The organism is Helicobacter muridarum, from assembly GCF_000765805.2.
Taxonomy (GTDB): domain Bacteria; phylum Campylobacterota; class Campylobacteria; order Campylobacterales; family Helicobacteraceae; genus Helicobacter_A; species Helicobacter_A muridarum.
The window spans coordinates 79,356-93,147 of sequence record NZ_JRPD02000001.1 but is presented as its reverse complement, the minus strand read 5'-3'; the positions used below and the strand labels follow the sequence as shown (position 1 = coordinate 93,147).

The window sequence follows — 13,792 nt, the reverse complement described above, 5'->3', positions numbered from 1 at the left end:
AATCAAAAAGAGAACAAATTTGGCATAACTTAGAGTTTCATTTAAAGATTTAGCCCAAACTATCGCTTTACATAGCCACAACTTTGACAGAGTTTACTAGCAGGCATACCAAGCTCTAGCTTATTTTTAAACTCTATAAACTTACTTGAGTTAAGAATCTCATTAAGACTTATGTCCTTGATACATCCAAAGCTAGCATTGCCATCATAGTCAATGCAGCAAGGCACAACATTGCCATTGCTTAAGATTCCAATTTGCTCATGCGCACCATGACAAAATCTTACTCCATACTTGCTATGCTCTCTTTTAACCAATTCATTTCGATCTATACTATAATTATTTAGCTTCCATTCAAAAGATTGCTTAGGAACAAGTAAAACTTTATTTGCAAGTCGCACCTTGCCATTTGGAAGCATGCTTTCTATTTGATTAGGCTTAATTCTAAAAAATACAGATATTTCTCTAAGCATATCATTAAGGGCTTTAGAATTTTGACTAATATCGTTGCTATGCAAACGCAAATTAATAAAAATAGGCGAATTCTTACTAACTTTATAGCGACAAAATTCAAGGATTCTTATCAAATGTGTTTTATTAAGTTTAGATTGATTCGCAAAAAACGCGCTAAGCGAGAATGATACTTGCACAAACGGCAAACCAATTAGCATGTCAAAATGACTCTTACTTAAAAATAGCCCTGTTGTAACCAAATCTACTCGTAATTTATATCTACCTAAAATTGCCACATATTCATCAAGATTTCGCACGCTTAGAGGGTCGCCTAGCAAATGCAGACATACTCTGCGAGTTTTATTATAAATTTGTGCGCATATTGATTCAAACATATCTATAGGCATTACTCCACGATATGGAAATCTGGCTTTGATATTTGAGCTTACATTGATTAACTTCATAGAATTTTGTGGTGTACTAATTGACTGTAAAGAAAAAGAAGTTGCTAGACTTAGCTTTTGGGATTTGAATATTAATGATGTTTGAGCGGCAATTGCTCTTGTTTTATATTGATTATAGAGTCGCGAAGAACTAGGACAAAAGGCACAACTAAGCCCACAATAATCAGTAATCTCTATATATACTCTTTGAAATTGCTTCATAATTAGAATCAAAATTAGATTTGAGGCTTAAATACTAGCACAAACTTCAAACTAGATAAAAAAGAATTCATCTCAAACCAGCCACAATATAGATCTAACTACTCTAACGCGCTAAGCCATAGAGGCATAATTTTTTCTTTGCTAAATTTGTCTACTACATACTGCCTAGCACAATTGCCCATACATTTTCTCAACAAATCATCTTGCATTAGATTAAAAGTCTTAAGTGCAAAATCTTGCAAATCATTATCTTTGATTAGATAGCCGCTTTTATCATGCAACACAATATCGCTTGGACCGCTAGCAATATCAAAAGATATACAGGCAACACCAAATATACTTGCCTCAAGTAACACCATAGAAAAGCCCTCTGAATGACTTGTTAAAGCATAAATATCGCTTGACTTATAGCTTGATTCTATATCATTTCTAAAATCTTCCATACGCACAAAATCCTCAAGTTCTAGTTGTTGTATCTTTTTTTGATAATCTCCCTTTAATTCGCCATTACCAATTATTACCCATTCCCAATTATGCAAAAGTCTAGGAAATTTATTAACGCAAATATCTTTTAGAATCTTAGCTATATCAATTAATCTAAAAAATCCCTTTATATCACCTCTTCCCATACTACCAATAGATAATATTGTTTTTTTATGATTGCTTGGTTGTGCTAATGATTTGCGCAATTCATAATCATTGGAATATTGTATAAGGTTAGTTGAAATAAAATTTGGAATTACTCTAATGTTGCTATGATAATTTTCCCAAATATATAACTCCTTTTGTGAAAGAACGATTAACATATCAAAAAGTCGTAATATTTTACGCTCTTTAATAGGTGCTCTCATATGCCAAATCCGCAATACTGCCATGTCCTTAAGCTTAAGTAATGGGATAAATAGCCCATCATTTGCTATAACCCTTATCTTAGAATAAGATTTTTGTTTAATTGAAATTTTAGCCTTTGCAATGATGGAGCAAGTCTTAAGACTAAGATAGAATCTATAAATTATCTTATAAAAAGCCTTAAAGACAAAATTTTTACTAATATTCCCTTTTGTTAAGTAGATTATCTCTATGTCCTCATTCAATTGGTAAATAGGCTTTGTATTTGAGTGATAGAAGCTAATAATGCTAATATCAAAGCCAATTTCTTGCAAGGCATTAGCAAGATTTACGCATACCCTCTCGCCGCCGCCAGATTCTGTAATATCTTTTAGAGTGATAAATATCTTAGTGTCTTTAGTCCGCATTACTTAATCATTGATTATACAAAAATTAAAAATTAGCTTGCAACGTTCACAGAATTATCAAAGCTAGAATCTCCTACCATATTAGAGGGAGATTTTGCCATACTTTTACCTGATTGTAAAAGCGAACTTAGGCTATTAGAATTTTCATTAGATTGTGCTAGCGGCTTAGAAAGTTTATCTAGTTGTTCTTGGTCTAGTTGCTTACCCTTTTCCGCACTATCTAGCATTTTCTCATATTTTTTTCTTTCTTGTGCTTTGAGCTCATCTAATCTTGCCTGCTCCTTTAGAGCCAATGAGTCTTCATTGTCTAACTCTTCATTGTTTACCAATTTAGCTTCACGATCGCTTATGACTTTTTGATACCTATCGCTTAGAGATTCTGTCTGAAAGTCGTCATTATAGTTGCTCATAGCTTTAGAGGCTTCCTGCTTAATAGATTCTATAGATTTATTATGAGATTCGCCACGAGGATAAAACTCTAGAGCACTTTGCACAGGCACAATATGATCACCTAAACGCATAAGAGGGACACCTTTATCATAAATTATGCTTTGCACCTCACCTCTACCTATTCTAGTTTCATCATATTGCTTTGTAATTGGATCCAAGTTGTAATGCGCCTTAACTTGATAGCTACCTATATCTACCATATTACCTTCGGAATCCTTACCGTCCCATCTAAATTCTATATACCCTTGCTGTCCGTCTCTATCCTTTAAGGATAGAGTCCGCACAACCTCATTATTACTATTTAGAATCTCAACAACGGGGGTCCCCTTATTAGAGTCTATTTTATTATCAAAATAAAGGCTAAAGCGATTTTCACCGCTACCTGTTACATTCAACCCCATAATATCGGTTTCAGCTATTTTACCAATCATACTAATAGCATTCAATGTATTAGCACGAGCCCCTTGTGTTGTGGCGTGGGTATTCTCTTCCATACCAATATTTAATATTTCAAGGGATTTTTTAATTTCCTTTTGAAATTCTTGCAAAGATTTATTGGTGTCTTGGGAGGCTTTCATAGCTTGAGCCACCTCTTTCATGGTTCTTTTGTTTTCTTCTTGCATTTCTACTTGCGTAAGCTGTGCAGTTTGCGTAATGATTTTGTCAGTTTCCATAGGTGATGTTGGATCTTGATTTTTTAGCTGTTCTAAAAACAACTTCATAAACGCGTCCTTATCAAGACCATTTGCGATTTTTTCGCTTTCTCTTTTATTCTCCCTTGAGGCTGTTGCTCCTGTTACCTCTGCTAGATCTATTGCCATGCTTTATCCTTAAAGTCTTATATGCTAGTTAAGTTAAAGCATTTTGCGTTCCTTGATAAAATTTAATAATTCTATAATGTATTAATAGAGATATTATTATAATCGTTGCTCCTAATAATAGCTTTGTTATATCATTGTTGCTACCAAATAGCAACAAGTCGACCACAATAGTAGCCGGTATAACTGCATTGTTCATAATAGCCAATATCCCACTATCAGCCATACTAGCACCCTTATTCCAAAGGAAATATCCAAGCCCAGAAGCAACTATACCAAGATATACAAGTATAGCCCATTGTGTGTAAGTTGTAGGCATTCGCTCTATATTGCCAGAACATATAAAACTCACAGATCCTACAATCAATGCACCAATATAAAAATATCCAAAAACATCTTGTTGCTTTAGTGTTGGATTTGACTTATTATACTGCTCTATTAGTGCTTTGTATAAACTTTGTCCAGCTCCAAAACACACATTTGCCCCTTGCACAAGCAGAAATCCAACCAAAAAGTCAGAATCTACATTTCCGCTACGAATAATAAATGCTCCAAAAACGGCTATACATATACTAACAAGATAAAATGAGCGAAATCTCCTAGCACAAATATCATAAAATAAGCTAACATAAAATGGTGTAAAAATTGTGAATAATGCTACCTCAGATGGACTTAAATATCCAAAGGAAGCATAGTAAAAAAGATACATAATTCCAATTTGTATGGCACCAATGCCCATAAGCTTTAAACGCAAGGCATTTTGCACATTTACAAAGCGAGTAAATGGCAAAAAGACCAATAATGCTAAACCAAACCTCATAATAATGGCAAAATAAATATCTACTTCCCTAGCTATAAAATGCCCAATAAGTGGAAACGAAAATGCCCAAATACATGTTACAATAATTAAGTATCTCATACCTACCCTTTGCTATACAATTTGTATTTTGTATCTAAGATCAAAAATTATAAGTTCTAAAATAAATAAACAACTTAGCTAAAGGGTCTAACAAGGTTTAACATGGAAAATCCATCTAACCTAGTTAGAAAATAAGTTAAATATTTAATTGATAAATTATCCCCTAATGCTATCTAACCGCTCTTTCTTTGTGCCTATCTCTGTAATTTGCACAGCAAAGTTACCATCTACAACTACAACCTCACCCTTAGCAATAACCTTATCATTAACTAAAATCTCAAGAGGATCGCTTGCTAACTGATTTAACTCTACAACACTGCCAATATCCATAGATATAACATCTTTTAATAGCATTCTTTTTTGACCAATGCGAACCTTAACACTTAAACCAATATCAAGCAACATGCTGATATTTCGCATTTCCTTAGTGCTTAAGCTCATATCTTTGTTATTAGAAGCAGCAGTTGCAGCAACTTCATTTGAACTCTGTTTAGAATGAGATAATAAATCATTCTTGGTTAGTAATATAAATTTAGATTCAACAGAATCTATAGTAATATCAAAATGTGAAGCTTTATCATAATCGCTTAAAGCACCACCTGATTCTACATTATCAACACTTGCAATACTAAAGCTAAAATGAGGTAATTTCTCATGTCCTCCTAACGCAGTGGCTAGAGCACCTGTGATAGATTGAAATACTTCCTTCAATCCATCTTTGTCATCATCATCCATCATATCCTTGCCTGTATCGCCTTCTCCTCCCATCATTAAATCAGGTAAAGCAGTAGCTAGGACTTCTGGCATGATAAAGGCTAAAGAACCAACACTTGATCCATCTAATGATATATTAACTACTACCTTGCCAAAAGGTGTGGATAGCAAATCATCAGAAACATCACCATCTTCTTTATGTGTAACTGTCGCGCTCCTCCCCATCATGCCATCAATAGTAGCGATAACCTCTTGTATAAACAGCTCTATAAAATCATTCATTACTAAGTCCTTCGTCTTGAACATCTATTACTTTGCTCTTCCTTTGAGCTTCAAGCATCTCTATAACTTCTTTGACTTGGTCTTTTTCTGTTTTGATTTCATCTAAAATTTGTATAGTTTTTCTGAATCTCTGCAAACCTATCCTTGCTCTATACTTTTCCCTACCATCAACATTGACATGAACAGTATCATCAGCTACTCTATCAAGCATAATAACGTCACCAACTTTCAAATCCAAAATCTCACTAAGGCTTAGGTTAGTCCCACCAAGCATAGCAGCAATATGAACATCAGCACCACCTATTAATGCTTGCAACTCCCTGTTTCTTGACTTCTTCCCACTTGTCTCACTCATCATCAAGTCTCTGCTAGCTAACCTACTAAGGATTGTTTCTAATGAAATAACTGGATAACAAATATTCATCATTCCGCTACTATGTCCAATAACAATCTCCATAACAACCATAACAACAACTTCATTCTGAGCAACGATTTGCACTACATTTGGGCTTGATTCCTTTGCATCAATGCTAGGGAAAATTTCTGCAACAGCTGCCCAAGATTCCTTTAGATTTTGCATAATCTGACGCAAGATAGTATCTAAAAGGTTAAGCTCTATATTAGAAAACTCCCTTGTATCATCATACTGGTCTCCTCTACCACCAAGCAATCTATCAATCATAGGAAATGCAATGCTTGGGTTAATCTCCAAAACACCAGCACCATCCATTGGCTTCATAGAGAAAACATTAAAGCTAGTAGGAGTTGGTAAACTCATCAAAAATTCGCCATAAGTCATTTGATCAACGCTATGAAGTTGAATTTCAACAATAGAGCGCATAATTGCAGAAATCTGATTAGACAAATTCCTAGCCATTTTGTCATGTATAGAACGAAAGCTTCTTAACTGCTCCCTACTTACTCTATTTGGACGGCGGAAATCATAAACTATAACTTGCTTTTCAGGAGTGATATCTGTCTGCCCAGCATCATCTACTGCGCCATCTTCATCAACTACATTTAATAAAGAGTCTATCTCTTCTTGACTTAGAATCTTAGCCATTTACCTCTCCTATCTCTTTTCTAATTTTTTTAATTACTTCCTTTGATATTTGGGAAATTCTAGATTCTGTTATATCTAGGATTTCGCTAATCTCTGCTAAGCTCAATTCTTCTAAATAATACAACTGTATAATTAGTTGTTCTCTTTCTGAAAGTTTTGACAAAACTTTTTGAATTAGCCCCATTAGCTCTTTGTGCTCACAATACTGCAAGATGTCATGATCTTCTAGCACATTAAATTGTTCGTCTAATGGGACAACAGAATATACATCACTAACAAACCTTGCTTGATGAATCTTCTCCACATCTTCATTTAGAACTTTTGAGAGATATTCATCACTTGGTTCTTCTTCAAATTCATTGAAATAACGAGAAGTCTCGGCTTCAATAGCTTTAATTAGTTTCCTAGAACTCCTAGAAACAATATCAAGAGTTCTTAAATAATCTAACATTGCACCATTCACGCGAGTCCTAGCATAACCCCAAAAAGAGTCATTTTTATTTACGTCATATCTCCTAGCAAGCTTTACAAGCTCCTCTGTGCCAATGGATACTAGATCGTTCATATCAATTGAGCTAGGCAATCTCTCTTTTAGTCTAAAAGCCATAGCTTTGACTGCGGGTAAATACTGCAAAGCTAGCTCATCTTGTGAATTCTTTAAATATTGATTATAGCTACTTTGCCCCTTAAGAGTCGCATTTAGTGCCTGTTGCATGGGCTTCCTTTATTCTTAACTTGAGTGTTAATCAGTGCTTCGCAAACCCTTAATAAAGGAGCGAATATTTTGCACTTCTCGCTCTTTTTTATCAAATTCTTTGCGATAATGCTCAAGGCTTTCTTCTAACTTTTCTCTATGAAGTTTCTCGCCATTGCAATCCATAAAAAGATAAAAACACGAAATTGCTACTGTAATGATTAGATAGATACCCATAGTAGATAATATTGTCCACAAAATCATGAGTTCTGGTTCCTCAAACTTAGCAACACCTATCATCAAACCAAGGAAAAATCCTACCACAATAGCAAAACTTAGATAATTATCCTGCTTTAACATAACAATCCTTTGTGAATGTAAAGTTGAGATTCATATCCTTAATAGAATCTATAAATAGCCTAGCATACGCTTAAAAAAACTTTTAAAGCCTTTAGACTCTAAAAGCATATTATGTTCCATATCAGTGATTTCACTTGCTAAAAGTGCAGCAATATCACCAATTCCAATGGATACTGGATTTAATGGCTCAACCTTTGAGATTAAAGCTCGATTCCTTGTAGCCTTATTAACAGCTATATTATTTTCTAATCCGCCAAGATATTTTAGAGCTAGATTTGGTATATGTCTTTTTGTAATATTTTCCATTCTTTCAAATACTGCTAAAGCTTCTTTTTGATTTTTGCACATATTAATAATCATGAAGATTTGATTCTTTGTATGCGAGTTTAATTTAATTGTTGCATAAGCATCTGTTATAGCTGATGGATCTGGCATAGTTATTACAATAATATGTTCAGCGGCTTGCAAAGTAGCTTGATTTAATGCACCAATACCAGCCCCTGTATCAATTAGTAAAAAATCAAGCGTATCTAAAACATTGCTATCATTAATGAAGTTTTCTACTAAGTTATTATTAGCATATTTTAGAATCTCTTCTCCGCTATCACCTGGAATCAAATATAAATTTGGCTCAATTTCATAAATAACTTCATCAATCCCAACTTCTCCCTTTAGGGCATGTAATATATTTTTATCAGTTTTAATTCCAAATATTAAATCAAGATTTGCTAATCCAATATCTGCATCAAATACACCAACTTTAAATCCGAGCTTATTGAGCTTATACGCTAAATTTGCACTAATCGTAGACTTTCCCACTCCACCTTTGCCCGAAGTAATAGCTATATATTTAGTATTAGCCCTATTATATATCATAGATTCCAATTTTTTTGCCTGATTATCTATCATAATATTCCTTACGCATAATCCTTGATTGCAAGGTATCATGGTATTACATGGTTAAAAATCTACAACTGCAATATCCTAGCAATCATACCAATTTAAACAATTATTATGATTGGATTTTACCAAAAAAACAACATAAAATACTTTAGTGTTTTTTGGAAATATCATTAATAAGCTTTGAAAACTTGTCTATAATAAGCGAAATATAGATGTTTTCACTTGCTTTACTCATTTTATTTGATGTTTGCCTTAACACAATAAAAAAATCTAAATCCATATGATCACCACGCCAAAGACATTTATCCCTCCTGCTACATAGCCAAATCATAGGGACTTCTAAATTATTAGCAATATGACTTATACCTGTGCTAGGGCTAATTAGCAAGGAGCTAGATTCTAGCAAAGCTACGATATTTAGCAAATCGGAATCATTACAAAATATAGCTACATTATCTAGTTTGGCTAGATTAGATGATATATCTTCATTGCCCTTATATGTAGGAATTACTATAGCTATGTTTGGATACATAGATGATAGAGTAGCAATAAGTGAGCAATATCCATCAATGCTAAGATTGCAGTGAGTGCTACGAACAAATGGGTTAATAATAACTAAGGGCTTAGAATCTAGTTTTGATTCTAATAAAAATTGCGCAATCTTTGCCTTATTATTTGAATTGCTAGTTAACCTTATGGCAGAAAAATCTATATTCTTGTAGTGTTCCTTATAATGCGAGGGATTAATCCTATATACTAGATTCAAGATTCTTTGATATTGTGGAGTATTGTTAAAATTACGAGACATAAAGATGCCTTCAAATCTCGGCTTTGTTAGATTCCAAAGAGTTAAGAATGTAATAATCCTTCCGCAGTTTGTATTTAATAAAAGCTTGGATTTTGATCTGTTTGGTTGGGTTAAGATAAAGCAACTAAACATATATGAATTTATATTTTCAATTAATTCAGAATCGCTAAGAGATTCAACATTTACAAGATAATCGATAAAATCAAATTGGCTATATAGGTTTATTCCAAATGTATTCGTATATACTACCAATTTGCTATTAGGATAGAGAAATTTCGTAGCATAGATTCCATGCAAAGCGACCACATTATCGCCTATTAATCCTGCTCTATAAAATCCAATACTCATAATACCCATAAACATCCCTAGCAATATCAATAGATTCTAACACATTACTATTCAATACATAAATCAATGCTTAGTATCTTAAGCTCATGAATAAAGTAAAATACCTAATCGAATTACTACAACAGGAGAAATTATGCGCTCTTTGCTTGCATACTGCCTAGACAATATTCCCAAGGGATATTTCTCTACTTATCTTATAGAATCATTAAGACTAGGAGAATGTGGAGCATTAGAAATCGAGATTATGAGTATAAAAACCCAAAAAGCCCTAATTATTAATGCTAAAGCCATCGCATTCAATGAAGCTATTAAGATAGTTATATTTCATTATCGTTCATATCATTATGAAAAATTCCGAATTGGCAACAAGCTCTTTGTATATGGAAGCATTCAAACAGAATCAAAAAATGCACATAATAAGATTCTAATCAACCCAAAGATAGTAACAGAAATTAACACTATTAAAATTATATTCAAGACACGTGGAATAAACCTCAATAGCCTTCAAAAATATATTTCCATAGAATCTCTACTTGCCACAAACATAGGTGAGAATTACGCCAAGTATATCTATGAGATATTTCACCCAGATATAAAGTTCTTCAAGGAGTATAATATAGCCAATTCCATGCCCCCTAACCATATAAAAGCCATAAAATTCATAGAGATATTCTTATATATTGAGAGACTAAGGAGCAAAAAAATAAGATTCCAATCCAAATTCCAATGCAATGGAAACTTGCATGACTTTAGTAAAAATCTCCCCTTTTCTCTCACAAAGGCACAACAAAACGCCATTAATGACATAGCAATGGACTTAAGCTCAAATATAGCTGCTAGGCGAGTAATTATGGGTGATGTGGGCTGTGGCAAAACTATGGTAATCCTTGCTAGTGTAATCCTAGCTTATCCACAAAAGTCAATTCTAATGACACCAACTAGCATTTTAGCAGAGCAAATATATAGCGAAGCAAGGAAATACCTCCCAAGCTATATTAAAATTATTTGCATAACTTCTAGCAATAGCAAGAAAAGCGATATAAATGCAGATTTTATTATTGGAACGCAGGCTATTTTATATAAGGAGTCTGATTTTAGCGAGTTTGCGCTAGTGATGACTGATGAGCAACACAGATTTGGCACATCTGTGAGGACAAAGCTTGAGAAAATGTTAGAATCAAAAAGTGCCACTAACACTAAGAAGCCTCATAATTTGCAATTCTCTGCTACTCCAATACCGCGCACAATGGCAATGCTACAAAACAATATGTTAGATTTTTCCTTTATAAAAGATCTGCCCTTTAAAAAGGATATTACTACATATATCATTGATAAAAGTGGGTTTTCCGTGCTAATTGCTAGAATCAAAGAAGAAATAGCACTAAATAATCAGGTAGCAATCATTTATCCAAAAATCAATGAAGGCGTAACAGATGGGATTTCAAACTATATAGCAAAGAGAGGCAATATTCCATACATGCCGCTAAATGAAGCCAAAGGATATTGGGAAAAGAATTTTAACCATGTATTTAGCACCTATGGAAAGGATAAGGATAAGGAAGAGGTGCTAGAGCAGTTTAGACAAACAAGCGGGGCTATCTTACTTGCTACAACAATGATAGAAGTAGGAATTTCATTGCCTAGACTTACAATAATTGTAATTGTAGGCGCAGAAAGATTAGGGCTAGCAAGCTTGCATCAATTGCGAGGTAGAGTTAGTCGCAATGGGGCTAAGGGATATTGCTATCTATATACCAACGATACTAATAATGAACGTCTAAGAAGATTCTCACAAACATTAAGCGGATTTGATATAGCTGAACTTGATTTGCACTATCGCAATAGCGGAGACCTACTTGATGGGATTGCACAAAGTGGAGATAACTTCAATTACTTTAGTATAAAAGATGATATAAAGATATTGCAAGAAGCAAAACAAAGATTAGATTCTATTAAAAATACTAACAACTAGGCTGTTATGTTGAAATTATAAAACCGCTATAAGCCAGATTCAAAAACAAAATTATTTAGCAATGTCATGTTAAAGCTTTAGTTCGATGCAAAATAGTGAGCACTCAAATGCGCACTGCGAAAAACATCCAACTGTTATAACTCTATTGTCATATTGAGCCTAGCTATGCGAGAGCTTTGAGTTACCAAATTACCACAGGCATAAACATATCATTAATAGAGATTCTTCACCAAACCTAAGGACTGATGAAGAATGACGAAACGTTTCGTCTAAAATATGACAATTAGCTAGTCAAAAAATCTTATAATTATTTAGTCTTTAATGTTTGTATGAGATTTTGCAACGATTCACTATTATGAAATGTAAGTGTGATTGATGACGCACTGATATGGGAAGATATATCATAATCAGTCAGTATTTGTTGCAACTGCTTAAGTAATCCTATATCTACCTGCGACAATTTAGCATGATTTTGCAAAGCATTAGAATCTAAAACATTGGCTTTACTAGGAATATTTGCACTTGGATTATGTCTTTTCTTCTTAAACTTTTTTACTAACATTTCTGTTTCACGAACACTTAACTTTTGTCCTAGTATGGATTGAATAATCTTTTCTTCATCTGCTTCTTCCAAGCCAACCAACACTTTAGCATGCCCTTGTGTGATCTCATTTTTTAATATTAGATCTTGTGTTTGCTCGCTTAAGTCAAGTAGGCGTAATGTATTAGTGATTTGTGAGCGAGATTTACATATCCTTTGTGCCAATTCCTCATGAGTGATATTATGCTCATCAATTAAAGCTTGATAACAAATAGCTAACTCTATTGGATTTAGATCCTCTCTTTGAATATTTTCAATCAGTGCCATTTCTCGCAGCTTATGTTGTTCATAATCAAGAATAATAGCTTGGACTTCCTCCATGCCAGCCATCTTAACAGCTCGAAGTCTACGTTCACCTGCTAATAATGTATAAGTGATATTTTCTGTGTTAGGATTTTGCACTACTAGGATTGGCTGGAGTAAGCCATGATTCTTTATAGATTGAGCTAACTCGCTTAATTTATTTTCATCAAAGATTCTTCTAGGCTGATTTGGATTTGTTAGTATATCATTGACATGAATACTTCGAATCTTTTGAGACTCAATAGTTTCATAAACCCCTTGATACACACCATCTATATCTATTAACAGCTCATCTAGTCCACTCTTTAATGCCCTCTTCTTTGCCATGCAAACTCTCTATGTCAGTGACTTAAAGGATTGATTTGCTCATTAGATTCCATATCTAAGATAGGTTTTTGCACTTTCTTGTTAATAATGGCTCTAGCTAAACGCATATACGCTAGATTCCCTGCTGATTTTTTGTCATATTGGCATATTGGCTTTTTGTGGCTAGGCGACTCTGCTAGTCTGATATTTCTAGGAATGACAATATAACCCTCGTCATCTTGAAAGAAATTAGCCCTTACACTTCGAGTTAAATCATCTAAAACTTCTTTGGAAAGATTATTTTGAGTAGAATACATAGTAGGCAGAAAGCCACGAATTTGAAGTTTAGGATTATTTGTCCTTTGCAAAGCCTTTATAGTAGATAAAAGTTGTGCCATGCCATCAAGGGCAAAATACTCGCATTGCACGGTTACTATTACAGAGTTTGAAGCAGTCAGCGGATTGATTGTAAGAGGTCCTAATGTTGGGGCGGTATCTATGATAATAAAATCATATTCTCTTCGAATTTCTTCTATACGATTGGGAAGCATAATTTTTTTTTGACTATAAAATTCAGATTCTACACCCGTTAGATTCTGGTCTGTTGGTGCAATGAAGAGGTTTTTTACGCATGTCTTTTGAATAATGTCTTTGATATTTTTGCGTCCGCTCATAACTATCAACATGCTAGATTCTGTAATATCTCTGCGGTTTATACCAAGACTAACAGTTGCATTTGACTGTGGATCAAAATCAATAAGAAGCACCTTCTTATCAAGCAAGGCTAGCGAGGCGGAAAGATTTATGGCTGTTGTTGTTTTGCCAACACCACCCTTTTGACTTGCTATGCAGATAATTTCACTCATTTATTCTCCTTATG

13 protein-coding genes are annotated in these 13,792 nt (G+C 33.9%); 1 reads left to right on the top strand and 12 read right to left on the bottom strand.

Translation table 11 applies throughout. From position 1 onward, the window contains the following. Positions 1–59 precede the first annotated feature (59 nt). The 10 genes from LS73_RS00440 to LS73_RS00395 form a co-directional block, all read right to left on the bottom strand. Entirely contained in the window at positions 60–1,115 is a 1,056-nt protein-coding gene (locus LS73_RS00440; protein ID WP_052089954.1) for a radical SAM/SPASM domain-containing protein, read from the bottom strand. 98 nt (positions 1,116–1,213) lie between these two features. Next, positions 1,214–2,371 carry a glycosyltransferase gene (locus LS73_RS00435; protein ID WP_034559395.1) on the bottom strand — a complete coding sequence of 386 codons (1,158 nt, stop codon included), beginning with the start codon at positions 2,369–2,371 and terminating at the stop codon, positions 1,214–1,216. Positions 2,372–2,403: 32 nt separating this feature from the next. Then, positions 2,404–3,642 carry a flagellar hook assembly protein FlgD gene (gene flgD, locus LS73_RS00430; protein ID WP_081955664.1) on the bottom strand — a complete coding sequence of 413 codons (1,239 nt, stop codon included), beginning with the start codon at positions 3,640–3,642 and terminating at the stop codon, positions 2,404–2,406. A 28-nt stretch (positions 3,643–3,670) separates the two neighbouring features. Then, positions 3,671–4,558, bottom strand: coding sequence for an EamA family transporter (locus tag LS73_RS00425; RefSeq protein ID WP_034559396.1), 888 nt, complete (start codon positions 4,556–4,558; stop codon positions 3,671–3,673). A gap of 156 nt (positions 4,559–4,714) precedes the next feature. Then, positions 4,715–5,554: a flagellar motor switch protein FliY gene (gene fliY / locus LS73_RS00420; RefSeq protein WP_034559399.1), complete on the bottom strand. Its 840-nt coding sequence runs from the start codon at positions 5,552–5,554 to the stop codon at positions 4,715–4,717. After that, the gene (fliM, locus tag LS73_RS00415; protein ID WP_034559401.1) at positions 5,547–6,617 is read right to left on the bottom strand and encodes a flagellar motor switch protein FliM; all 1,071 of its coding nucleotides are present in this window, start codon (positions 6,615–6,617) and stop codon (positions 5,547–5,549) included. The genes fliY and fliM overlap by 8 nt, the downstream gene beginning before the upstream one ends. After that, positions 6,610–7,332: an RNA polymerase sigma factor FliA gene (locus LS73_RS00410; RefSeq protein ID WP_034559403.1), complete on the bottom strand. Its 723-nt coding sequence runs from the start codon at positions 7,330–7,332 to the stop codon at positions 6,610–6,612. The genes fliM and LS73_RS00410 overlap by 8 nt, the downstream gene beginning before the upstream one ends. Positions 7,333–7,359: 27 nt before the next feature. After that, on the bottom strand, positions 7,360–7,671 hold the full coding sequence (locus tag LS73_RS00405) for a hypothetical protein (RefSeq protein ID WP_034559405.1): 312 nt from the start codon (positions 7,669–7,671) through the stop codon (positions 7,360–7,362). A gap of 48 nt (positions 7,672–7,719) precedes the next feature. Further along, a complete protein-coding gene (locus LS73_RS00400) occupies positions 7,720–8,580 on the bottom strand; it encodes a P-loop NTPase (protein WP_034559407.1) in 861 nt (286 codons plus the stop codon). Between the two features lie 142 nt (positions 8,581–8,722). Continuing rightward, positions 8,723–9,739: a glycosyltransferase family 9 protein gene (locus LS73_RS00395; protein ID WP_233708824.1), complete on the bottom strand. Its 1,017-nt coding sequence runs from the start codon at positions 9,737–9,739 to the stop codon at positions 8,723–8,725. Positions 9,740–9,863: 124 nt separating this feature from the next. On the opposite strand from LS73_RS00395, the gene recG reads away from it, so the two are divergent. Further along, positions 9,864–11,702, top strand: coding sequence for an ATP-dependent DNA helicase RecG (gene recG / locus LS73_RS00390; protein ID WP_052089955.1), 1,839 nt, complete (start codon positions 9,864–9,866; stop codon positions 11,700–11,702). Between the two features lie 307 nt (positions 11,703–12,009). Here recG and LS73_RS00385 read toward each other — a convergent pair whose 3' ends face one another. Together LS73_RS00385 and LS73_RS00380 are read right to left on the bottom strand one after the other, a co-directional pair. After that, the gene (locus LS73_RS00385; RefSeq protein WP_034559411.1) at positions 12,010–12,933 is read right to left on the bottom strand and encodes a ParB/RepB/Spo0J family partition protein; all 924 of its coding nucleotides are present in this window, start codon (positions 12,931–12,933) and stop codon (positions 12,010–12,012) included. 14 nt (positions 12,934–12,947) lie between these two features. After that, the gene (locus LS73_RS00380; protein ID WP_052089957.1) at positions 12,948–13,778 is read right to left on the bottom strand and encodes a ParA family protein; all 831 of its coding nucleotides are present in this window, start codon (positions 13,776–13,778) and stop codon (positions 12,948–12,950) included. Positions 13,779–13,792 lie beyond the last annotated feature (14 nt).